Genomic DNA, 20,939 nt, shown 5'->3' with positions numbered 1-20,939 from the left:
CCCGAGTGGACGATCGCACGATTCTACGACCGGCTCAGCCCACGTTCAGCAGGGCGTTCACCGGATATCCCGTCAGGCGCTCACGGCCGGGCAGGAACGTCAGGTCCATCAGGAAGCTCAACCCCACCACCTCGGCACCGCATTCCTGCAGCAGCTCGATGGTCGCCAGGGCGGTGCCACCGGTGGCGAGCACGTCGTCGACCACCAGCACCCGGGAACCGGCCGGGACGGTGAAGGGGTGCACCTCGACGGTGGCCTCGCCGTACTCCAGCTGATAGTCGCGGTGAGCGACCGGGCCGGGCAGCTTGCCCGCCTTGCGGATCGGGATGAACCCGGCGCCGAGCTCCTGCGCCACCGGGGCCGCGACGATGAAGCCACGGGCCTCCATGCCGGCGACCAGGTCGATCGGACCCGGGATCGCGTGGGCCATCGCCTTGATCGTGGCCGCGAACGCCTCGGCGTCGGCCAGCAGCGGGGTGATGTCCTTAAAGATCACGCCCGGGTTCGGGTAGTCGGGCACGTCCCGGATCAGGTCCTCGATCCGGGCTGCCAGCTTCTCGTCGGTGATGTTCTGCGAGGTGGTCATGTTCAGCGGCCCTTCCGGCGCGGCTGGGCGGAGGTGCCCTGGTGGGTGCCCGGACGGATCTGACCGGTCATGCGGATCGGCTCGGCGGCGCCGTCGGACCCGAACTCGGTCACAGCGGCGGTGCGTCCCGCCAGGACCTTGGCGGTGTGCTCCTTGATCGGCCGCTCACGCAGTCGGAAGGCGACCTCCAGCGGGGTGGCGAGGAACACCGACGAGAACGCGCCGATGAACATGCCGACGAACAGGGCCAGCGCGATGTCGCGCAGCGTTCCGGCACCGAGCACGAAGGCACCGATGAACAGGATCGCCGCGACCGGCAGCAGCGCGACCACCGAGGTGTTGATCGAGCGGACCAGGGTCTGGTTGACCGCCAGGTTCGCCCGCTCCTCGTAGGTGGCGCGGCTCTGCTCGGTGATGGCGATCGTGTTCTCGCGCACCTTGTCGAAGACCACCACGGTGTCGTAGACCGAGTACCCGAGGATGGTGAGGAAACCGATCACCGTGGCGGGGGTGACCTCCCAGCCGACCGCCGCGTACACGCCGACCGTGACCGCGATGTCGTGGAACAGCGCGATGATCGCCGCCGCAGCCATTCGCCAGTTGCGGAAGTACACGGTCATCACGACCGCGAGCAGCACCAGGAAGACCACCAGGGACTGCGCGGCCTTCTTGGAGACGTCCGAGCCCCAGGTCGGGCCGATGAAGGAGGAGGCCACGTCGTCGTCGGTCACGCCGTAGGCGTCCTGCAACGCGGTGCGCACCTTCTCGACCTGCTCGTTGGTCAGCTCGGCGGTCTGCACCCGAATGGTCGAGGAACCGACCGTGGTGACCCGCGGCACCTCCTCCGAGGACACCTCGGCGACCGCGTCGATCGCGGGCTGCTGGTCCAGGTCCTTGACGTTCGACACGGTGAACTGCGAACCACCGCGGAACTCGATGCCCGGCTGCAGGCCCGGCTTGACCAGCAGGATCGCCGAGAGCACGACCAAAATCGCGCCGATCAGGAACCAGAGCTTGCGACGGCCCACGATGTCGTACGACCGGCGACCGGTGTACAGGTCATTGCCCCACTGGGCGAAGTTGACGGCCATCAGTCGTTCCCCTCGGTGCGCTCGGCCGGGGTGCTGCCGTCCGTCGGCGTGTCAGTCGGTGCCGTGTCGTGCGATGCGGCGTCGTGCGGTGCTGTCCCCTGCGCGGCGGCCCGTGCGGCGGCCCGGCGCTCGGCGATCGTGCCACCGGCGACCGTGGTCGCCACCAGCGGGTTCTCGGTGCTGAGTCCGCCGTCCTCGGGGTCCGCGTCGCGGCGCCCGGTGGCGACCCGGCCACGGCCGACGTAGCGGGTGCCACCGGTGGCACCGAGCCGACGCGGGTCCAGACCGGACAGCGGATGACCGCTGCCGAAGAACTTCGTCTTGGCGATCAGCAACATCACCGGGTGGGTGAAGACGAAGACGATCAGCAGGTCGAGCAGCGTGGTCAGACCCAGGGTGAAGGCGAAGCCCCGCACCGAGCCGACGGCCAGGAAGTAGAGCACGATCGCGGCCAGGAAGTTCACCGCGTCGGAGGCCAGGATGGTCCGGCGTGCCCGCTCCCAGCCACGGTCCACCGCGGCGACCAGGGTGCGGCCCTCGCGCAGCTCATCCCGGATGCGTTCGAAGTAGACGATGAACGAGTCGGCGGTGATACCGATCGCGACGATCAGACCGGCCACACCGGGCAGCGACAGGCGGTACCCCTGGGTCCAGGACAACAGGGTGATCACGCCGTAGGTCAGCACCGCGGCGATCACCAGGGACAGCACGGTGACGAAGCCCAGCGCGCGGTACTGGAACAGCGAGTAGATCACCACCAGCAGAAGACCGATCAGGCCCGCGATCAGGCCCTTCTCCAGCTGCTCGGAGCCGAGCGTGGCGGAGATCTGCTCCTCCGACTGCACGTCGAAGGAGATCGGCAGCGCACCGAACTTCAGCTGGTTGGCCAGCGTGGTGGCGGACTCCCGGTTGAACGAGCCGGAGATCTCCGCCTTGCCGTCCGCGATGATCGTGCCCGGGGACAGCGACGGGGCGGAGATGACCAGTCCGTCCAGCACGATCGCGAACTGGTTCTGCGGCGACTGCAGCCCCTGCAACCGGGTGGTGACGGTCTTGAACTCGTCGGTGCCGGTGCCGTCGAAGGACAGGTTCACCACCCACTGGCCGGTGGAGACACCCTGCGAGTTCACGCCGATGCCGGAGGTGGCGTTGGAGATGTGGTCACCGGTGATCTCCACCGGGCCGAGGATGTACTTGATCGTCCCGGTCGGGTCACAGGTGACCAGCGCGGTGTCCGGGTCGGCTGTGTCGCCGCCGGTGAGGTTCTTCGGGTCGGTGCAGTCCAGCTCGTTGAACCGCTGGAGCACGTCTTCGGTGACGTAGTAGTTGATGTCGCTCGGCGACTCCGGGCCGGTGGCGCTGCCGTCGGTTCCGGCGGAGGCGGACGGGCTCGGCTCGGCGGTCGGGTCGTCGGTGGCCGCAGCGTCCCGGATCACAGCGTCGTCGCCGGTGGACACGGCATTGCTGAACACGGCGTCGGAGGAGGCCGAGGAGTTCTCGGCGGTGGCACCGTCGGTCGGCTCCGAGGTGGCGAGGCCGTCCGGGCTGATCGTGGCGTCGGCGTCGGGCGCCCCGGTGGCCGAGGGGTCGGACGGGTCGGCGGTGGCACCGTCGGTCGCGGTCGGCGTCGGGTCGGCGTAGGTCAGCACCGGCCGGAACTCCATCTGGGCCGAGGTGCGGACCAGGTCCAGCGTGGCCTCGCTGGGCTTGCCCGGCAGCGCCACGACGATGTTGGACCCGCCCTGGCTGGTGATCTCGGCCTCGGCGACGCCGGAGGAGTCCACGCGCTGGCGGATGACCTCGATCGCCTGCTGGATCGTCTCGCGGCTGACGCTGGCGTTGTCCTCGGTCTTGGGCGCGAGGATGAGCTGGGTGCCACCCTCCAGGTCGAGTGCCAGCTTCGGGGTCCAGGTCGCGTCAGACCACTTCGTGCCACCGAACAGGGCGGCGAAGAGGGCGACGATCAGGACCACGAGCGTGATCAGCGTGCGCACCGGACGATGCCGGCGGCGTGTGGGAGGGGCCAACGATCTTCTTCTCTCGTGCGCGTACCGCCCGCGGTCTGCGGGCGGTACGGATGGTAGGGCCCCGAGCGGCTCGGTGTGGGGACCTCGACGTGATCAGTTCTTGTTCTTGCGGTCCTCGTCGCCGAAGGGCTCGATGGTCGCGGCCGGCTCGGTGGTCCCGGTGGTGCCCGCGACCGAGCGCTGGGTGGGCTCGAACTCGTCGTGCTCGGCGTCGACCAGCTCGTCCGCGGTGAGGTCCTCGTCCTCGTCGTCCTCGGTCTCCTCGACCGGCGGGTCGACCAGCTTGGCGATCGCCGCCTTCAGCCAGCGGGACTCGTTGCCGGGGGTGGACTCCAGGGTGACGACATCGCCCTCGACCGAGACCACGGTGCCGAACAGGCCGGAGCCGGTCATCACCTCCTGGCCGGGCTGGAGGTTGTCCCGGAAGCTCATCGCCTCGCGCTGCTGCTTGCGGGCACGGGTCGACATGAACCACATCGCCGCGACACCGATGACGAGGATGATGATCAGTTCCACAATGCTCCTTCGAAGGACGTCCGCCGCAGTCTAGGCGCCACGGCTCCGGGCCTCCTAACGACTGCCCTCGATGCGAGGTTCCCGGCGTTTCGCCTCAGATCGCCCGAACCGCCCTAACCGAAGAGCGTTCCGCCACCCGCCGGAGCGGTCAGGCCCAGGTGTGCCCAGCCCTCGGCCGTGGCGACGCGACCCCGGGGCGTCCGTCCGATCAGCCCTTCGCGCACCAGGAACGGCTCGGCCACGGTCTCCACCGTCTCCGGCTCCTCGCCGACCGCGACGGCCAGCGTGGTCAGCCCGACCGGTCCCCCGCCGAAGCGCACGCACAGCGCCCGCAGCACCGCACGGTCCAACCGGTCCAGGCCGCGTTCGTCCACCTCGTAGACCGCCAACGCCGACCGCGCCGCCTCCAGGGTCAGCTCGCCGGTCCCCCGCACCTCCGCCCAGTCCCGCACCCGACGCAGCAGCCGGTTGGCGATCCGCGGCGTTCCCCGGGACCGGGAGGCGATCTCGGCCGCGGCATCCCGGTCCAGCGGGACCCCGAGCAGCCCGGCCGACCGCATCAGCACCCGCTCCAGCTCCCCGTCGGCGTAGAAGTCCAGGTGCCCGGTGAACCCGAACCGGTCCCGCAGCGGCGCCGGCAGCAGCCCGGCCCGGGTGGTCGCGCCCACCACCGTGAACGGCGGGAGGCTGAGCGGGATCGCGCTGGCACCCGCCCCCTTGCCCACCACGACGTCGACCCGGAAGTCCTCCATCGCGACGTAGAGCAGTTCCTCCGCCGGACGGGCGAGCCGGTGGATCTCGTCCAGGAACAGCACCTCGCCCTCCTCCAGCGACGACAGGATCGCCGCCAGGTCACCGGCGTGCTGGATCGCGGGACCACTGGAGACCCGCAGCGAGGCACCCAGTTCGGCGGCGATGATCATCGCCAGGGTGGTCTTGCCCAAGCCGGGCGGACCGGAGAGCAGCACGTGGTCCGGTGTCCTGCCGCGGGCGAGCGCCGACTGCAGCACCAGGGACAGTTGCTCGCGCACCACCGGCTGTCCCACGAACTCGTCCAGGTGCCGCGGGCGCAGCGCCGCCTCGGCGGCACGTTCCAGGTCGTCCGCACCGGCCCGGACCAACGACTCGGTGGCGTCCTCCTCCACGGGCGCGACGTCCTCAGCCACGGTTGGCGCCCAGACCCCGCAGCGCGGCCCGCAGCACACCCGCCATGTCCGAGGGACCCACGGCGCCGTCCCGGTCGGCGAGGACGGCCGCCACCGCCTCCTGGGCGACCTTGAGGTTCCAGCCCAGACCCACCAGTGCCTCGACCACCTCGTCGCGGTGATCGGTGGCGGCCACCGGGGCCGCACCGGCCCCCGGACCGTCACCGGTCGGCGCACCGAGCCGGTCACCGAGCTCCAGGACGATCCGCTGCGCGCCCTTCTGGCCGATGCCGGGCACCCGCTTGAGCGCCGCCAGGTCCTCGGTGGCCACGGCCCGGCGCAGCCCGTCCGGGGTGTGCACCGCCAGCATCGCCAGCGCCAGCCGAGGCCCGACACCGGAGACCGACTGCACCACCTCGAAGACGTCGCGCTCGTCGTCGTCGCCGAAGCCGAACAGAGTGAGCGAGTCCTCCCGCACCACCATCGAGGTGGCCAGCCGTGCTTCCTGCCCCACCCGCAGCCCGGCCAGGGTCGTCGGCGTGGCATGCACCAGCATCCCGACCCCGCCGACCTCGACCACCGCGGCGTCCAGCCGCACCGTCAGCACCGTCCCGCGCACCGAGGCGATCACGCCGGGTTCCTTCCGTTCGACGACTCTCGATCAACTGCGCGGCAGTCTGCCACGGGTGCGAACAGGTGTACGAACGACACGCAGCGCAGCAGGCCGCTCAGGCCCGGACCCGGCGCGCCTTCTGTTCGGCCTCGGCCCAGGCCCGCTGCGCGGCGGTCATCGCACCGGGCGCGCGCTGCGGCCCTCCGACGGCACCCGCCGGCCGCCACAGGTGGGTGATCGCGATCGCCAGCGCATCGGCGGCGTCGGCGGGCTTGGGGATCTCGGTCAGATCCAGCAGGCGGGTCACCATGTGCTGGACCTGCGGCTTGTCGGCGCGGCCGTTGCCGGTGACGGCGGCCTTCACCTCGCTCGGCGAGTGCAGCGCCACCGGGATCTTGCGCCGGGCGGCGGCCAACATCGCGATGCCGGTCACCTGGGCGACGCCGATCACCGAGTCCAGGTTGTCGTGGGCGAAGATCCGCTCGATCGCCACGGTGTCCGGTGCGTGCTCCTCCAGCCAGACCTCCAGCTGGTCGCCGATCCGCAGCAGCCGCTGGTCGATGTCCTCGGTGGGGCCCGACCGCGCGACCCCGACCGCGACCATCCGCACCCGTCGACCCGACAGCCCGTCGACGACCCCGAGGCCGCAACGGGTCAGACCGGGGTCGATGCCGAGCACGCGCATGGCACGCAGTCTCTCAGCCCCGGGGCCGAACACGACGACGCCCCGCCGCATCGAACCGTGCGGCGGGGCGTCGTACCGGACTGCTGGACGGCTCACTCCTCGTCGAGGGCGGCCATCACCTCGTCCGAGGCGTCGAAGTTGGTGAAGACGTTCTGCACGTCGTCCGAGTCCTCCAGCGCGTCGATCAGGCGCAGGATCTTGCGGGCGCCCTCGACGTCGACCTCGACCTGGGTGGACGGGTAGAACACCGAGTCGGCGGACTCGTAGTCGATCCCGGCCTCCTGCAGGGCGGTGCGCACCGCGACCAGGTCGGTGGCCTCGCTCAGCACCTCGTAGAAGTCGCCCATCCGGGTGACGTCCTCGGCGCCGGCCTCGAGCACCGCCATGGTGACCGAGTCCTCGTCGGTGCCCTCGGCGGGGACCATCACGACGCCCTTGCGGGAGAAGACGTAGGCGACCGAGCCCGGGTCGGCCATCTGACCGCCGTTGCGGGTGAAGGCCACCCGCACGTCGGAGGCGGCCCGGTTCCGGTTGTCGGTCAGGCACTCGACCAGCACCGCGATGCCGCCGGGGCCGTAGCCCTCGTACATGATCGTCTGGTAGTCGGCGCCGCCGGCCTCGAGACCGGACCCACGCTTGACCGCGCGGTCGATGTTGTCGTTCGGCACCGACGACTTCTTGGCCTTCTGGATCGCGTCGACCAGGGTCGGGTTGCCCGCCGGGTCACCGCCACCGACGCGCGCGGCGACCTCGATGTTCTTGATCAGCTTGGCGAACAGCTTGCCGCGCTTGGCGTCGATCGCCGCCTTCTTGTGCTTGGTGGTGGCCCACTTGGAATGCCCCGACATCGGTGCCCTATCCCTTCGATCGCAGTCCTGCTTCGCGGACCATCTCCACGAACAAACGGTGCACGCGCGTGTCGCCGGTCACCTCCGGATGGAAGGACGTGGCGAGCAGCGAGCCCTGGCGCACCGCGACGATCCTACCGGCGACCGGCCCGGATTCGACGCGAGCCAGCGCGGTGGCCGCCGGACCGATCTCCTCGACCCACGGCGCGCGGATGAAGACGGCGTGCACCGGATCGCGCTCGGACTCCGGGATGCCGTCGATCCGCAGGTCGGTCTCGAAGGAGTCCACCTGCCGCCCGAAGGCGTTCCGGCGCACGGTGACGTCCAGCCCGCCGAGGGTCCGCTGACCGTCGATGCCGCCCTCGATCCGGTCGGCGAGCAGGATCATCCCGGCACATGAACCGTAGGCGGGCATCCCGGCGGCCAGGCGGTCCCGGATCGGCCCGTCCAGGTCGAAGGCGCGCAGCAGCTTGTCGATGGTGGTCGACTCGCCGCCGGGCAGCACCAGCGCGTCCACGGCATCGAGTTCGGTGGTCCGACGCACCGGCACCGCTCGCGCCCCGGACGCCTCCAGTGCCGCCAGGTGCTCGCGGACATCGCCTTGCAGGGCCAGCACGCCCACCGTCACAGTCACCCGGACATCCTACGAATCCCCGCAACCCGCCCCCGACCGCGCCCACCCGTGGCAGCGGTCCGCACCGCTCGGACGGTCATCAGCCGACGTCGGCACTTCGCCCCCGAGATCGGCACTTCCCCGACCCGATCGTGGCGCGAACCCACGACCTCGACCCCGGGGGGCGGGGGGGGCGGGGGCGGGCCGATGGGTGGGGTGGGTGGGTCAGGCGGTGGCGGACTCGGGGGACGGGACGGTGAGGTCGGACCAGGCGGTGATCTGGTCGGCGAGGCGCGCCAGGCCCTCCAGCAGTCCGGTGCGCTCGGCGGCCAGGGACACCCGGACCATCCCCTCGCCACCGGGGCCGAAGGCGCTGCCGGGCGACACCGAGACGTGCCGCTCGTCCAGGAGCCGCAGCGCGAAGGCCTCGGAGTCGGCGGTCGCCGCCGAGATGTCGACCATCAGGTAGAACGCGCCCTCGGGCCGGACGCACCCGATCCCGCGCCGCTCCAACAGGGCGACCGCCGCGTCCCGCCGCTCCCGGTAGGAGTCGACGGCGGTGGCGACCTCGTCCTGCGGTCCGGTGACCGCCGCCAGGGCGGCCCGCTGACCGACCGAGGACGGGCAGGCGACGGTGGCCTCGGCGACCTGGCCGAGCAGGTCGATCACGTGCGCGTTCCGGGAGACGGCGTAGCCGATCCGCCAGCCGGTCATCGCGTAGGTCTTGGAGAAGCTGAAGAAGGTGACCACCCGGTCGTCGGTGTCGAAGGTGGCCGGGCTGACATGCGGGGCGCCGAAGGTGATCGCCTCGTAGCACTCGTCGGAGAACACCCACAGATCGTGTTGGCGGGCCAGCTCCACCACACCGGCCAGCAGGTCGGCGGGATACATCGCGCCGGTCGGGTTGTTCGGCGAGCAGACCACGATGATCCGGGTCGCGGGGGTGATCGCGGCCTCGATGTCGGCCAGCGTCGGCACGAAGCCGTTCTCCGCCCGCGCCGGGTAGGTGCCGACCTCGACGTTCGCGGCGACGGCCGCCATCCGCCAGTTCGGGAACTCCGGGTCCGGCAGCAGGATCTGCTCCCCCGGTCCGGCCAGCGCGCTGATCGCCATCGCCAGTCCGTGCATGGCACCGTGCGAGACCACGACGTCGTCGGCGGTGACCGGGATGGCGTTCACCCGCGTGACCTTCTCGGCCAGCGCCGCCCGCAGCTCCGGCTCACCGGTGCTGGAGGTGTACGCGGTGTGACCGGCGGCGGCGTCCCGGGCGGCGGCCGCGACCACGTGGGCGGGGGTGGTGGCGTCGGGTTCACCGATCTCCAGCCGGATCGCCTCCGGATCGCGCATGGCGAGTTCCATCAGGGTCCGGATTCCGGAGCGGTGGATGCGGGTGGCGGGTGAGGTGGAGATCGGCACGCGCCGAACGATACCCCGAGACGTTACCGCCCAGTACGTTTCAGTCGACCTGCCGGGTCACGCCGTCCCAGCCGGTGAGCAGCGGGCGGATCAGCGCGGCCAACCCGGCCGGGAAGACCTCGATCTGCACCGCGTCCAGCTCGGCCACCGGCCACCAGCGCATCTCGTCCAGGACCGCTGCCTCCAGCTCGGTCCAGCCGTCACGCATCAGCTCCGCGGCGCCGTCGACCCGGGCCAGGAAGAACTCCTCGTCCTGGCGGCAGCGCTGCAGCAGGAAGTCGAAGACCGCCGACCGGGACCAGACCGGTCCGATCAGGCCCGCGGGGTCCAGCACCAGGCCGGTCTCCTCGAAGACCTCGCGCACGGCGCCCTCCCGGGCCGACTCCCCCGGTTCCAGACCGCCGCCGACGGTGAACCACCAGCTGCGTTCCGGCTGGTCCACGTCGTGCCCGCGCACCAGCAGCACCCGGTCCTGCTCGTCCAGCAGCAGCACCCGCGCCGCGGTGCGGAACGGCAGTCCGTCCGGGCCGGGCAGCCAATCGGGGCCCAGGGACGGGACGGTCGCCGGCTGGGCGTCGGAGCCCGGGGACGGCACCGGCCCGCCGTTCCCCACGGGGAGCGACGGGCCGGTGCCGGTGGAATTCACCACCCGCGCTCGGCCAGGCGGTGCGGCACCGGGACGTCGTCCACGTTGATGCCGACCATCGCCTCACCCAGGCCACGGGAGGCGTTGGCGATCACGTCCGGGTCGTCGTAGAAGGTGGTCGCCTTCACGATCGCCGCCGCGCGCTCGGCCGGGTTGCCGGACTTGAAGATGCCGGAGCCGACGAACACACCCTCGGCGCCGAGCTGCATCATCATCGCCGCGTCGGACGGGGTGGCGATGCCACCGGCGGTGAACAGCACCACCGGGAGCTTGCCGTTCTTGGCGACCTCGGCGACCAGCTCGTAGGGCGCCTGCAGCTCCTTGGCGGCGAGGAACAGCTCGTCCTCGGGCAGCGAGGACAGCCGACGGATCTCGTCCCGGAGGGTGCGCATGTGGGTGGTGGCGTTGGAGACGTCCCCGGTGCCGGCCTCGCCCTTGGAGCGGATCATCGCCGCGCCCTCGGTGATCCGGCGCAGCGCCTCGCCCAGGTTGGTCGCACCGCAGACGAAGGGCACGGTGAACTGCCACTTGTCGATGTGGTGGGCGTAGTCGGCCGGGGTGAGCACCTCGGACTCGTCGATGTAGTCGACCCCGAGCGCCTGCAGCACCTGGGCCTCGACGAAGTGACCGATCCGGGCCTTGGCCATCACCGGGATGGACACCGCGTTCACGATGCCGTCGATCAGGTCCGGGTCGCTCATCCGGGCCACGCCACCCTGGGCGCGGATGTCGGCGGGCACCCGCTCCAGCGCCATCACGGCCACCGCACCGGCGTCCTCGGCGATCTTCGCCTGCTCGGCGGTGACCACATCCATGATCACGCCGCCCTTGAGCATCTCGGCCATGCCGCGCTTCACCCGGGCGGTGCCGAAAGCGGCGTCGCTGCTGGTGGGGGTGGTGGTGCTGTCGGTCACAGTTCCCTCGCAATTGATGTCAGCGGCTAGCGTCCGGTCATCGTAAGCCCGGCCGCGGGTCAGGCGGACGACGATTCCGGCGGTGCACCGGCGGCGCCGAGCGCGGTCGGCCAGGCGTCGTCGAGTTCCAGGGTCTGCGGCATGGGGGCGCGGCCCGCGAGCCGGAAGGTGCGGACCGCCCACCCCCGACGCATCCGCTGCGCCTGGGCGACCGCCTCGTTGTGGAAGCGACGGGCCAGCTGCACCCGGTACCAGGCGTCGGCCAGGGCGTCGAGGAGGTCGGCGCCGCCGGGCTCGTCGCGCAGTTCCGCGATCTCGGCCGGGTCGTCGAGCACCTCGCGCAGGGTGGCCGACAGCTCGCTCTCCAGCCAGCCCCGATCGGCCTCGGGGGTCGGCGCGGCGATCCCGGCGGGCAGCGGTGCGATCCCGCCGGTGTCGGTGCGACCCGCGCTGATCGACGCCCAGGCGGCCTCGCCGATCAGCACCGAACTGACCGGGTCCAGCAGGCCGGAGGCCGACAGCGTGGACGCGGCGGAGGCTCGGCGCAGCAATTGGGTGTCCACCACCGCGCGGGAGGCGGCGACCTTGCGATGCAGGCGGTCGATCCGGTTCGCGGTGATCCACACCCACCAGACGATCAGCACCAGCACCGTCACCACGACGACGGTGATCTCGCTCCAGGTCATTGGTCGTCACCCCGCCAGCGCCGCAGTCGGCCGCGCACCGACGACGGGTCCTCGCCCACCGGCGCGTGCCCGCTCTCCACCGCCATCTCGTACACGGTGAGGATCTGGTGGGTGACGGTGGACCAGTCGTAGCGCAGCACCGCGGCGGAGCCACGGTCCGCCAGGTCGGCGCGCCGCGCCGGGTCGGCCAGCAGGTCGGCCAGCACCCGGGCGAGATCGTCGCCGTCGCCGGTGCGGAACAGCTCGCCCGCCTGGCCGTCGGCCAGCACCCGGCGGAACGCACCGAGGTCGCTGGCCACCACCGGGGTGTGGGCGCTCATCGCCTCGACCAGCACGATGCCGAAGGACTCACCGCCGGTCTGAGGCGCGACGTAGGCGTCCACCGAGCGGAACAGCGCCGCCTTCTCCTCGTCGGAGACCCCGCCGAGGAACTCGACGGCCTCGGCGTCGTCCCCGATCAGCTCGCGCACGTCCTCCGGCCCGGTGTCGCCCCGGCCGGCGATCAGGAACCGCACACCCGGGATGGCGCGCCGGACGGCGGGCACCGCTGCCAGGAGCACCGGCAGGCCCTTGCGCGGCTCATCCAACCGGCCGAGGAAGGCGACGGTGGGCCGCTCCGGGGTCCCGGTCCACCGCGGATCGGTGGGCGCGTCGGCGAAGTGCTGGACGTACACCCCGTTCGGGATCACCACGGCGTCGCCGCCGAGGTGGTCGACCAGGGTCCGTCGGGCGTCCTCGGAGACGGCGATCCGGGCGTTGATCTTCTCCAACGACTGCCGGACCAGCGGGTAGGCCACCTGCAACGACCGGGACCGCTGCTGCGAGGAGTGGAAGGTCGCGACCACCGGGCCGTCGGCGATCCACAGCGCGAGCATGGACAGCGACGGGCTCATCGGCTCGTGCAGGTGCAGCACGTCGAACTGCCCGGCCTCCAGCCAACGTCGCACCCGGGCGGCGGTCAGCGGTCCGAAGGCGAGCCGGGCCACCGACCCGTTGTAACGCACCGGCACCGCGCGCCCGGCCGAGGTCATGTAGTCCGGGATCGGGGTGTCGTCGTCCGCCGGTGCCAGGACGCCGACGGTGTGGCCCCGGGCGATCAGCGCCTCGGCCAGGTCGCGGATGTGGAACTGCACCCCGCCGGGGGCGTCGAAGGAGTAGGGACAGACGATGCCGACCCGCAACGGGCGCTCGGGGCTGCGCAGCGCGTCCAGGGCGGCGCTCACTCCCCCGCCTCCGCCTTCGTCCGGGCGTAGCGCTCCGGGTCCAGGTCGGCGACGAACACCCGCTGCAACATATGCCAGTCCTGCGGGTAACGGCGGATGCCCGCCGCCAGCTCGTCCACCCAGCGCTGGGTCAGGGCCGGGATGCGCTCGGCCTTGGGCAGCTCGGGGTCCGGGGTAAGGATCGGGGAGAACTCCACCACGATGCCCCACCCGGTGCCGGCCGCCCGGCGTCGGGCCCCGTGCAGGCGCTCGTAGCGGATCACGGTGGCACACAGTGGCGCCCCGGTGGACAGCGCGAGGGCGGCCGGACCGGCGGCGACCCGGGCCCGTTCGCCGAACAGGTCCACCTCCACCCCGCGCGATGTCAGGTCGCGGTCGGCCAGCAGCGGCACCAGGCCGCCCCCCTCGCGCCGAATGCCACGGACCAGCTCGCGGAACACGCCGCCACCGGCACCGGACAGCGCGATGATCTCCAGCCCCAGGCTCTCCCGGAACGCCAGGAACTCCTGGAACAGCGCCTCCGGCTTCAACCGCTCGGCGACGGTGAGCGTGCGGCCGAGGTTCCGGGTGGCCCAGGCACCGGCCAGGTCCCAGTTGCCCAGGTGCCCGAGGGCCATCACGACCATCTCGCCGCTCTGCATCCGCTCGACCGCCGACAGGTCACCGTCGAGCCGCACCCGCGCGTCGATCTGCTCCGGCGACACCCCGACCAGGGCGAAGGCCTCACCGAAGTAGCGCATGTAGGAGCGCATCCCGGCCAGCGACAGTCGGCACAGCGCCTTCGCGTCCAGCTCCGGGCGCACCCGGCGCAGATTGTCCTCCAGGCGGCGGACGCCCTCGCCGTGCCGCAGCCAGGTCACGTCGGCGACCAGACGGAACGCTCCGCGCACCACACCGTCCGGCAGCTTCCCGGTGATCCGCCAGGCGGTGGCGTACGCCTTCGCGACGTCGATCCTCACTGCTGGACCGCCTGCCTGCGCACGGTCGCCATCCGCTGCACCACGGTGATCAGCGACGCCACGGCCAGCAGCCCGAGCACGACGACCAGCACGACCGCGGGCAGGCCGACACCGACCAGGAAGATCGCGACCAGCACCGCCACCAGCCGGTCGGCGCGCTCGGCGATGCCCACCTTGGCGGTCATTCCGAGTCCCTCGGCGCGGGCGCGGGCATAGGGCACGATCGAGCCGAGCACCAGGCAGGCGAGCGCGAGGCCCAGCCCCCAGTCGCCCACCGCGTCGTCCCGGCCCACGAACCACAGGGTGAGCCCGGTGAAGATCGCCGCGTCGGCGAACCGGTCCAGCGTCGAGTCCAGGAACGCACCCCAGGCTCCCGAGCGACCGGCCCGGCGCGCCATCACTCCGTCCAGGGAGTCGGTGAGCACGAAGACCGTGATGATCAGGCTCCCCGCGAGCAGGTGCCCGGTGGGCAGCAGCGTCATCGCGGCCAGCACCACGATCACGGTGCCGGTGATGGTGACGGCGTCCGGCGACACCCTCCAGCGCAGCAGCCGGTCGGCCACCGGGGTGAAGAACCAGGTGGCGAAGCCCCGCAGGCGATCCATCAGTCGTCCTCCCCTGGCCACGCCGCGGCGAGCCGGGTCCGGGTGTCGGCCAACAGCTCGGGCAGCGCCCGGGTCTGCGCGACGATCGGCAGGAAGTTGGCGTCACCGGCCCAGCGCGGCACCACGTGCTGGTGCAGGTGGGCCGCGATCCCGGCCCCGGCGACCGCACCCTGGTTCATCCCCAGGTTGAAGCCGTCCGGGCCGGACACGGCGCGCAGCACGGTCATCGCGGTGCGGGTGAGGTGCGCGACCTCGGCCACCTCGTCACCGTCCAGCTCGGTGTAGTCGGCGACGTGGCGGTAGGGGCAGACCAGTAGGTGACCGCCGTTGTACGGGTACAGGTTCATCAGCACGAAGGCATGCGACCCCCGCGCGACGATCAGCCCCTCCTCGTCGGAGAGCCCGGGCGCGCGACAGAACGGGCAGCCCTGCTTGTTCTCCCCGCCGATGTACGCCATCCGGTGCGGCACCCACAGACGACCGAAGCCGTCCGGGGTGCCGGCCAGATCGGCGGCGTTCTCCTCCACGGCTCAGACCTGCGCGTGCTCGCGGACCGCGGTGACGATCCGCTGCACGGCGTCAGCCACCGGCACGCCGTTCTCCTGCGAGCCGTCCCGGAACCGGAAGGACACCGCACCGGCCTCGGCGTCCTCACCGCCCGCGATCAGCACGAACGGGATCTTCTGGGTGGCGGCGTTGCGGATCTTCTTGCCGAACCGGTCGTCCGAACGGTCGACCTCGGCCCGGATGCCCTGGGCGCGCAGCTGAGCGACCACCTCGCCGAGGTACTCGTCGAAGGCCTCCGCCACCGGCACCGCCAGCACCTGCACCGGCGCGAGCCAGGCCGGGAACGCCCCGGCGTAGTGCTCGGTCAGCACCGCGAAGAACCGCTCGATGGATCCGAACAGCGCGCGGTGGATCATCACCGGCCGCTGCCGGGTGCCGTCGGGGGCGGTGTACTCCAGCTCGAACCGCTCCGGCAGGTTGAAGTCCAGCTGGATGGTCGACATCTGCCAGGTGCGGCCGATCGCGTCCTTGGCCTGCACGGAGATCTTCGGGCCGTAGAAGGCGGCGCCGCCCGGGTCCGGGACCAGCTCCAGGCCGGACTCGGTGGCCACCTGCCGCAGGGTCTCGGTGGCCTCCTCCCAGGCGGAGTCCTCACCGACCGACTTCTCCGGGTTGCGGGTCGACAGCTCCAGGTAGAAGTCGTCGAGGCCGTAGTCCTTGAGCAGGTCGAGTACGAAGGTGAGCAGGCTGGTCAGCTCGTCCTTCATCTGCTCACGGGTGCAGTAGATGTGCGCGTCGTCCTGGGTGAAGCCGCGGGCCCGGGTCATGCCGTGCACCACACCGGACTTCTCGTACCGGTAGACGGTCCCGAACTCGAACAGCCGCAGCGGCAGCTCCCGGTAGGACCGACCCCGGGAGTCGAAGATCAGGTTGTGCATCGGGCAGTTCATCGGCTTGAGGTAGTAGTTCTGCCCCTGCTTGGTGACGTTGCCGTCGGCGTCCCGCTCCTCGTCCAGCTGCATCGGCGGGTACATGCCGTCGGCGTACCAGTCCAGGTGCCCGGAGATCTCGAACAGCTGCTGCTTGGTGATGTGCGGGGAGTTCACGAAGGAGTACCCGGCCTCGACGTGCTTGCGGCGGGAGTACTCCTCCATCTCCATCCGGATGATGCCGCCCTTGGGGTGGAACACCGCCAGGCCGGAGCCGATCGCGTCCGGGAAGGAGAACAGGTCCAGCTCGTTGCCCAGCCGGCGGTGGTCGCGGCGCTCGGCCTCGGCGATCCGGTCCAGGTACGCCTTGAGCTCGTCCTTGGTCGGCCAGGCGGTGCCGTAGATCCGCTGCAGCTGCGGGTTCTTCTCCGAGCCGCGCCAGTAGGCGGCGGCCGAGCGGGTCAGCTGGTAGCCGTTGCCGAGCAGCTTGGTGCTGGGGAGGTGCGGGCCACGGCACAGGTCCTGCCAGACCACGGTCTCCGACTCCCGGCCCGCGCCGCGCACGTTCTGGTAGTAGGTCAGTCCGCCGTCGCCGACCTCGACCGAGGCGCCCTCACCCGCTTCGGTAGCGGTGGACTTCAGGCCGATCAGCTCCTGCTTGTACGGCTCGTCGGCCGCCATAGCGCGCGCCTCCTCGTCGGTGACCTCCACCCGGCGGAAGGTCTGGCCCTCGCGCACGATCCGGCTCATCACCTTCTCCAGCTTGCGCAGGTCCTCCGGGGTGAACGGGGTCTCGACGTCGAAGTCGTAGTAGAAGCCGTCGGTGACCGGGGGGCCGATGCCGAGCTTGGCGGTCGGGTTGACCTCCTGCACCGCCTGCGCGAGGACGTGGGCCGCGGAGTGGCGCAGCACGCTCAGGCCGTCCGAGGAGTCGATGGTGACCGACTCGACGGTCGCGCCCTCGGGCAGCGCACGGGACAGGTCCCACAGCTCGCCGTCGACCCGGACGACCACGACGTCCTTGCGGTCGGAGAACAGGTCCGCCCCCGTGGTCCCGGTCGCGGCGGTGGTCGGGCTGCCGTCGACGGTGAGGGTGAGGTTCTCGGACACGGATGGGTCTCCTCGGCTTCGGTTCACCGGGCGCCTCGCGCGCCTGGCCACCCCCGATGCTACCGACCGGGACCGACGGGACCGCCGCTGACACGACGAAGGCCCCGATCCGCATGGGATCAGGGCCTTCGACACGCGGGTGGGCGATACTGGGTTCGAACCAGTGACCTCTTCGGTGTGAACGAAGCGCGCTACCACTGCGCCAATCGCCCGGTGTTGACACCACCATACAGACCCGAGGGCCGAAACGAAAAACCGGCCGCACGCTGGCCGGATGGGTCCGGCATGAGGAGTTCGGCCGGGTGAAAGTGCGCAACCGTGCTCGGCCTGGCACCCTCGGGCTGCCATCATGGACCAACCACGAAAGGGGGGTGACGCCATGGCCCAGCACAGTGACGACGTCGTCGAGTCGGTCGCCATGCAGCTGATCAGCTCCGACGCGAGCGTGCTGCCGGTGACCGCCGAGCTCTCCTACCGTGCCAGCGACCCGTACACCGTCCGCGCCGTGTTCAGCAGCCCCCAGTCCACCTCGGTCTGGCTGATCGGCCGTGACCTGCTGGTGCAGGGGATGCTCGCCGACTCCGACGATCCGGCCGGCAACGGCGACGTGCAGGTGTGGCGGGACGAGGACCCGCTGTTCGTGCTGCTCTCCCTGACCGGCATCGAGGGGTCGGCCCTGCTGGCGGCCCCGGCCGACGCGGTGGAGCACTTCCTGACCCGCACCGAGGAACTGGTCGGGATCGGCGGCGAGAGCGAGCGGATGGAGGGCGAGCTGACGGCGCTGATCGCCGCCCTGCTCACCGCCTGAGGTCCACCAGTTCCCGCACCGCCGCGATCACCGGGGTGGTGCCGAGCGGTCTGCCGTCCAGCGCCCGCGCCGGGACGAAGCCGCGCAGCGCGTTGCTGACCGCGAGACCGATGTCCCGACGGTCCAGCACCGTCCACGGCAGGTCGACCTCGCGCACCGGGAGACCCGCCCGCGCCGACCACTCCAGGACCAGCTCCCGCATCACCCCGGGCAGGCAACCGCTGGCCAGGGTCGGGGTGAGCAGCTCGCCGTCCAGCTCCACCCAGACGTTCGAGGTACTGCCCTCGCTCAGTCGATCCCGGGTGTCGGCCAGCACCGCCTCGTCGGCCCCGTGGCGTCGCGCATCGGCCAGGGCCAGGGCGTCGGCGGCGTAGGCGGTGGACTTGTGGCCGGCCAGCGGCGATCGCTCGTTGCGCACCCAGGAACTGCGGTGCAGCGCGGGCGACGGGCGGCTCGGCGACGACTCCGCCACCAGCACCGGGCCGTGCGGCGAACCGACGGTGATCCGCAGTCGCCCCACGTCCGGGCCCGTGACCGCCGCCACCCCGGCGGTGATCGCGTCCTCGTCGACGGCCAGGTCCAGGGCCGCCGCCGATCGCCGCAAGCGGGCCAGATGCCGGTCCAGGGCGAACACCCGGCCGTCGATCACCGCGCAGGTCTCGAACAGGCCCAGTCCGTGGGTCGGCACCGGGTCGGACGCGGGATACACCGGGTCCGCCGGGTCGAGCAGTCGGCCGCGCGCCCAGACCCTCATGCCGTCAGCCCGATCAGTCGTTCCGCCTTCAATTCGGTCTCCGCCCACTCCTGTTCGGGGTCGCTGCCCCAGGTGATCCCGGCTCCGGTGCCGAAGCGCAGCATCCCGTCGGCCCACCAGAACGTCCGGATCCCCACCGCCAGCTCGGCCCGCAGCGCACCGTCCGCAGCCACCTCGCACCAGCCGACCAGCCCGCAGTACGGCCCCCGGGGGGCGGTCTCCAGCTCGGCGATGATCCGCAGCGCCGACGACTTCGGGGCACCGGACACCGAACCCGGCGGGAAGGTGGCGGCGAGCAGCGCGGACCAGTCCTGCGTGCGCAGCTCCCCGCTGACGGTGGACACCAGATGCGCCAGGCCGGGGTGTTCCTCGACCGCCAGCAGCTCGTCCACCCGCACCGTGCCCGGGCGGCAGATCCGTTGCAGGTCGTTGCGGACCAGATCGGTGATCATCACGTTCTCCGCCCGGTCCTTCGCGCTCAGGCCGCCCGGGGTGCGGGCGGTGCCCTTGATCGGCGACGAGGTCACTCGCCCGTCGGCGACCCGCAGGAAGAGCTCGGGCGAGGCGCTGACCACCCACTGCCCGGGCACCTGGACCGCCGCGGCGAAGGGTGCCGGGTTGCCCACGGCGAGCCGGTCGGCCAGCGCGGCGGCGGACGGTTCAGTCGGCAGTTCGGCGGCGAGCACCCGGCAGAGGTTGGCCTGGTACACCGCGCCGTCGCGGATCGCCGCCCGCACCCGGCGCACACCGTCGGTGTAGGCGGCTCGGTCGAGCGAGCTGGTCCACTCCCCAGGAGCGTTCCACGGCCGGTCTGCGGGGGAGATCGGCTGTCGCTCGGCGAACCGCCAGGCGCGGACCGGGCCGTCGAAGTCCCCGACCATCACCCAGTCGCCCGGCGTACGCAGCCGCTCCGGCTCCGCCACCACATCCGGCACCGACTCCAGGACACCGCGCAGCTCGTGACCACCCATCCGCGCCCAGCCCTCGGTCAGCACCCGCACACGGTAGCCGGACGAGATGCCCGCAGGAGCGTCCACATCGCGGTGATCACGCGGAACACCACCCGGATTGGACTCCCGCTCAGAAGTTCGCGTACAGTTCAGGACGCACCGGGCAGCCCGGCCGATCAGGTCGGACAGAAGGTGCAATGCGGATGTGGCTCAGTGGTAGAGCATCACCTTGCCAAGGTGAGGGTCGCGGGTTCGAATCCCGTCATCCGCTCGGAGGCAGACACTCCTGGTCGATCGGTCACGATCGCTGAGGACTGAGGTCTCAGGGTGGAGTGGCCGAGAGGCGAGGCAGCGGCCTGCAAAGCCGTATACACGGGTTCGAATCCCGTCTCCACCTCGTATTTCCAGTGGTTTCCACTGGGCGATTGGCGCAGCGGTAGCGCGCTTCCCTGACACGGAAGAGGTCACTGGTTCGATCCCAGTATCGCCCACCAGCAAGGGCCGTTCCGGTTCCGACCGGAACGGCCTCGCTGTTCGTTTGCGGATGTGGCTCAGTGGTAGAGCATCACCTTGCCAAGGTGAGGGTCGCGGGTTCGAATCCCGTCATCCGCTCCAGCCGAAGGCGTCCGACTCCCCCGGGGTCGGACGCCTTCGTCGTTGTCCCGGTCAACACCCGAGCCTCGCACTCGCGGGTCAGCCACACCGGGCATACTCCTCGGGTGAGCACCCCGGATGTCAGCACCGAGTTCCGTCGCCTGCGCGCCCACCTGGAGCGCCTGGCCCCCGAGTCGGCCGCCACCTTCAACCCGCCCGCCACCGCCGAGGAACTCGACCGGCTGGACGAGGTGCTGGACGGTTCCACCCCGCCGGAGCTGCGCGAGCTGCTGTCGATCGCCAACGGTCAGCACGACCCGGACGGCGTGCACGGCATGATCAACCACCTCAGCTTCTGCTCGGTGGACGAGCTGGTGCGCTTCCACCGGGAGCTGTCCGACACCAGCACCCGGACCCCCGCCGCCCAGCCGTCCTGGTACCGGTGGTCCGACTGGTCGCCGGACTGGATCCCGGTGATGACCGTGGACGGCGACGCCCTGCTGATCGACCTGGACCCGGGCGAGCGGGGCACGGTCGGCCAGGTCTTCGTCCGACCGGAGGACCCGGAGCTGGACGAGCCGTTGGCGACCAGCCTCGGCGGCTACCTGGCCCGGGCGAACGAGCTGATCGAGTCCGGCGAGTACGAGCTGGACGACGACGTGCTGACCATCGTCGAGCTGTACTGACCCCTACCGCCGCCCGGCACCCGGCGCC

At 71.4% G+C, this 20,939-nt stretch carries 22 protein-coding genes and 5 tRNA genes; 6 read left to right on the top strand and 21 right to left on the bottom strand.

Features of this window, described 5'->3' with window-relative positions:
- Nucleotides 1-34: 34 nt before the first annotated feature.
- The 19 genes from HGK68_RS07350 to HGK68_RS07260 all read right to left on the bottom strand — a co-directional run bounded on the left by HGK68_RS07350 (nucleotide 35) and on the right by HGK68_RS07260 (nucleotide 17,331).
- On the bottom strand, nucleotides 35-586 hold the full coding sequence (locus HGK68_RS07350) for an adenine phosphoribosyltransferase (protein WP_169165373.1): 552 nt from the start codon (nucleotides 584-586) through the stop codon (nucleotides 35-37).
- Nucleotides 587-588: 2 nt separating this feature from the next.
- Nucleotides 589-1,677, bottom strand: coding sequence for a protein translocase subunit SecF (gene secF, locus HGK68_RS07345; protein ID WP_169165372.1), 1,089 nt, complete (start codon nucleotides 1,675-1,677; stop codon nucleotides 589-591).
- The gene (secD, locus tag HGK68_RS07340) at nucleotides 1,677-3,671 is read right to left on the bottom strand and encodes a protein translocase subunit SecD (RefSeq protein WP_246260665.1); all 1,995 of its coding nucleotides are present in this window, start codon (nucleotides 3,669-3,671) and stop codon (nucleotides 1,677-1,679) included. The genes secF and secD overlap by 1 nt, the downstream gene beginning before the upstream one ends.
- Nucleotides 3,672-3,797: 126 nt before the next feature.
- Nucleotides 3,798-4,220: a preprotein translocase subunit YajC gene (yajC, locus tag HGK68_RS07335; protein ID WP_169165370.1), complete on the bottom strand. Its 423-nt coding sequence runs from the start codon at nucleotides 4,218-4,220 to the stop codon at nucleotides 3,798-3,800.
- A gap of 113 nt (nucleotides 4,221-4,333) precedes the next feature.
- The gene (gene ruvB / locus HGK68_RS07330; protein WP_169165369.1) at nucleotides 4,334-5,386 is read right to left on the bottom strand and encodes a Holliday junction branch migration DNA helicase RuvB; all 1,053 of its coding nucleotides are present in this window, start codon (nucleotides 5,384-5,386) and stop codon (nucleotides 4,334-4,336) included.
- Nucleotides 5,379-5,996, bottom strand: a complete 618-nt coding sequence (ruvA, locus tag HGK68_RS07325; RefSeq protein WP_169165368.1) for a Holliday junction branch migration protein RuvA — start codon at nucleotides 5,994-5,996, stop codon at nucleotides 5,379-5,381. Before ruvA ends, ruvB begins: the two co-directional genes overlap by 8 nt.
- Nucleotides 5,997-6,093: 97 nt before the next feature.
- Nucleotides 6,094-6,663 carry a crossover junction endodeoxyribonuclease RuvC gene (gene ruvC, locus HGK68_RS07320; protein WP_169165367.1) on the bottom strand — a complete coding sequence of 190 codons (570 nt, stop codon included), beginning with the start codon at nucleotides 6,661-6,663 and terminating at the stop codon, nucleotides 6,094-6,096.
- A 92-nt stretch (nucleotides 6,664-6,755) separates the two neighbouring features.
- Nucleotides 6,756-7,511: a YebC/PmpR family DNA-binding transcriptional regulator gene (locus HGK68_RS07315; protein WP_169165366.1), complete on the bottom strand. Its 756-nt coding sequence runs from the start codon at nucleotides 7,509-7,511 to the stop codon at nucleotides 6,756-6,758.
- A gap of 7 nt (nucleotides 7,512-7,518) precedes the next feature.
- On the bottom strand, nucleotides 7,519-8,145 hold the full coding sequence (gene pdxT / locus HGK68_RS07310; protein ID WP_169165365.1) for a pyridoxal 5'-phosphate synthase glutaminase subunit PdxT: 627 nt from the start codon (nucleotides 8,143-8,145) through the stop codon (nucleotides 7,519-7,521).
- A 204-nt stretch (nucleotides 8,146-8,349) separates the two neighbouring features.
- Nucleotides 8,350-9,540 carry a pyridoxal phosphate-dependent aminotransferase gene (locus tag HGK68_RS07305; RefSeq protein WP_246260664.1) on the bottom strand — a complete coding sequence of 397 codons (1,191 nt, stop codon included), beginning with the start codon at nucleotides 9,538-9,540 and terminating at the stop codon, nucleotides 8,350-8,352.
- A 40-nt stretch (nucleotides 9,541-9,580) separates the two neighbouring features.
- Nucleotides 9,581-10,189: an NUDIX hydrolase gene (locus HGK68_RS07300; protein ID WP_343037064.1), complete on the bottom strand. Its 609-nt coding sequence runs from the start codon at nucleotides 10,187-10,189 to the stop codon at nucleotides 9,581-9,583.
- On the bottom strand, nucleotides 10,183-11,031 hold the full coding sequence (gene pdxS / locus HGK68_RS07295) for a pyridoxal 5'-phosphate synthase lyase subunit PdxS (RefSeq protein ID WP_246260711.1): 849 nt from the start codon (nucleotides 11,029-11,031) through the stop codon (nucleotides 10,183-10,185). Before pdxS ends, HGK68_RS07300 begins: the two co-directional genes overlap by 7 nt.
- 128 nt (nucleotides 11,032-11,159) lie before the next feature.
- On the bottom strand, nucleotides 11,160-11,786 hold the full coding sequence (locus tag HGK68_RS07290) for a hypothetical protein (protein ID WP_169165363.1): 627 nt from the start codon (nucleotides 11,784-11,786) through the stop codon (nucleotides 11,160-11,162).
- On the bottom strand, nucleotides 11,783-12,967 hold the full coding sequence (locus HGK68_RS07285; protein WP_169166998.1) for a glycosyltransferase family 4 protein: 1,185 nt from the start codon (nucleotides 12,965-12,967) through the stop codon (nucleotides 11,783-11,785). Before HGK68_RS07285 ends, HGK68_RS07290 begins: the two co-directional genes overlap by 4 nt.
- Before the next feature lie 38 nt (nucleotides 12,968-13,005).
- On the bottom strand, nucleotides 13,006-13,968 hold the full coding sequence (locus tag HGK68_RS07280) for a phosphatidylinositol mannoside acyltransferase (protein WP_169165362.1): 963 nt from the start codon (nucleotides 13,966-13,968) through the stop codon (nucleotides 13,006-13,008).
- Complete coding sequence (gene pgsA, locus HGK68_RS07275) at nucleotides 13,965-14,576, bottom strand: phosphatidylinositol phosphate synthase (RefSeq protein ID WP_169166997.1); 612 nt, start codon at nucleotides 14,574-14,576, stop codon at nucleotides 13,965-13,967. Before pgsA ends, HGK68_RS07280 begins: the two co-directional genes overlap by 4 nt.
- Nucleotides 14,573-15,100, bottom strand: a complete 528-nt coding sequence (locus HGK68_RS07270; protein WP_169165361.1) for an HIT family protein — start codon at nucleotides 15,098-15,100, stop codon at nucleotides 14,573-14,575. Before HGK68_RS07270 ends, pgsA begins: the two co-directional genes overlap by 4 nt.
- A gap of 3 nt (nucleotides 15,101-15,103) precedes the next feature.
- Nucleotides 15,104-17,119, bottom strand: coding sequence for a threonine--tRNA ligase (gene thrS / locus HGK68_RS07265; protein WP_169165360.1), 2,016 nt, complete (start codon nucleotides 17,117-17,119; stop codon nucleotides 15,104-15,106).
- Between the two features lie 140 nt (nucleotides 17,120-17,259).
- Nucleotides 17,260-17,331 (bottom strand) — tRNA-Val (locus tag HGK68_RS07260).
- Nucleotides 17,332-17,498: 167 nt separating this feature from the next.
- Here HGK68_RS07260 and HGK68_RS07255 point away from each other — a divergent pair.
- Nucleotides 17,499-17,927: an SsgA family sporulation/cell division regulator gene (locus tag HGK68_RS07255; protein ID WP_169165359.1), complete on the top strand. Its 429-nt coding sequence runs from the start codon at nucleotides 17,499-17,501 to the stop codon at nucleotides 17,925-17,927.
- Here the strand turns inward: HGK68_RS07255 and HGK68_RS07250 are convergent.
- Together HGK68_RS07250 and HGK68_RS07245 are read right to left on the bottom strand one after the other, a co-directional pair.
- The gene (locus HGK68_RS07250) at nucleotides 17,917-18,681 is read right to left on the bottom strand and encodes an aminotransferase class IV (protein ID WP_169165358.1); all 765 of its coding nucleotides are present in this window, start codon (nucleotides 18,679-18,681) and stop codon (nucleotides 17,917-17,919) included. The two genes, HGK68_RS07255 and HGK68_RS07250, sit on opposite strands and share 11 nt — an antisense overlap.
- Nucleotides 18,678-19,652, bottom strand: a complete 975-nt coding sequence (locus tag HGK68_RS07245) for a chorismate-binding protein (protein ID WP_169166996.1) — start codon at nucleotides 19,650-19,652, stop codon at nucleotides 18,678-18,680. Before HGK68_RS07245 ends, HGK68_RS07250 begins: the two co-directional genes overlap by 4 nt.
- 178 nt (nucleotides 19,653-19,830) lie before the next feature.
- Between HGK68_RS07245 and HGK68_RS07240 the strand changes: the two genes are divergently transcribed.
- The 5 genes from HGK68_RS07240 (at nucleotide 19,831) to HGK68_RS07220 (ending at nucleotide 20,911) form a co-directional block, all read left to right on the top strand.
- Nucleotides 19,831-19,902, top strand: a tRNA-Gly gene (locus HGK68_RS07240).
- Nucleotides 19,903-19,957: 55 nt separating this feature from the next.
- Nucleotides 19,958-20,028: transfer RNA gene (locus tag HGK68_RS07235), tRNA-Cys, on the top strand.
- 22 nt (nucleotides 20,029-20,050) lie between these two features.
- A tRNA-Val gene (locus HGK68_RS07230) sits at nucleotides 20,051-20,125 on the top strand.
- 46 nt (nucleotides 20,126-20,171) lie between these two features.
- Nucleotides 20,172-20,246, top strand: a tRNA-Gly gene (locus HGK68_RS07225).
- 104 nt (nucleotides 20,247-20,350) lie between these two features.
- Nucleotides 20,351-20,911: an SMI1/KNR4 family protein gene (locus HGK68_RS07220; protein WP_169165357.1), complete on the top strand. Its 561-nt coding sequence runs from the start codon at nucleotides 20,351-20,353 to the stop codon at nucleotides 20,909-20,911.
- The last annotated feature ends 28 nt before the right edge of the window (nucleotides 20,912-20,939 follow it).

The sequence above is a fragment of the Cellulomonas taurus genome (assembly GCF_012931845.1).
GTDB lineage: Bacteria > Actinomycetota > Actinomycetes > Actinomycetales > Cellulomonadaceae > Cellulomonas > Cellulomonas taurus.
Note: the sequence above shows the minus strand (reverse complement) of the source record. Positions and strands in the feature narration are given on the sequence as shown.

Bases quoted from the DNA above. Each gene is read 5' to 3' on its own strand.
- HGK68_RS07350 (WP_169165373.1), bottom strand. From the start codon at position 586: ATGACCACCTCGCAGAACATCACCGACGAGAAGCTGGCAGCCCGGATC.
- secF (WP_169165372.1), bottom strand. From the start codon at position 1,677: ATGGCCGTCAACTTCGCCCAGTGGGGCAATGACCTGTACACCGGTCGC.
- ruvC (WP_169165367.1), bottom strand. From the start codon at position 6,663: ATGCGCGTGCTCGGCATCGACCCCGGTCTGACCCGTTGCGGCCTCGGG.
- HGK68_RS07315 (WP_169165366.1), bottom strand. From the start codon at position 7,511: ATGTCGGGGCATTCCAAGTGGGCCACCACCAAGCACAAGAAGGCGGCG.
- pdxS (WP_246260711.1), bottom strand. From the start codon at position 11,031: ATGGCCGAGATGCTCAAGGGCGGCGTGATCATGGATGTGGTCACCGCC.
- HGK68_RS07290 (WP_169165363.1), bottom strand. From the start codon at position 11,786: ATGACCTGGAGCGAGATCACCGTCGTCGTGGTGACGGTGCTGGTGCTG.
- HGK68_RS07255 (WP_169165359.1), top strand. From the start codon at position 17,499: ATGGCCCAGCACAGTGACGACGTCGTCGAGTCGGTCGCCATGCAGCTG.
- HGK68_RS07250 (WP_169165358.1), bottom strand. From the start codon at position 18,681: ATGAGGGTCTGGGCGCGCGGCCGACTGCTCGACCCGGCGGACCCGGTG.
- HGK68_RS07245 (WP_169166996.1), bottom strand. From the start codon at position 19,652: ATGGGTGGTCACGAGCTGCGCGGTGTCCTGGAGTCGGTGCCGGATGTG.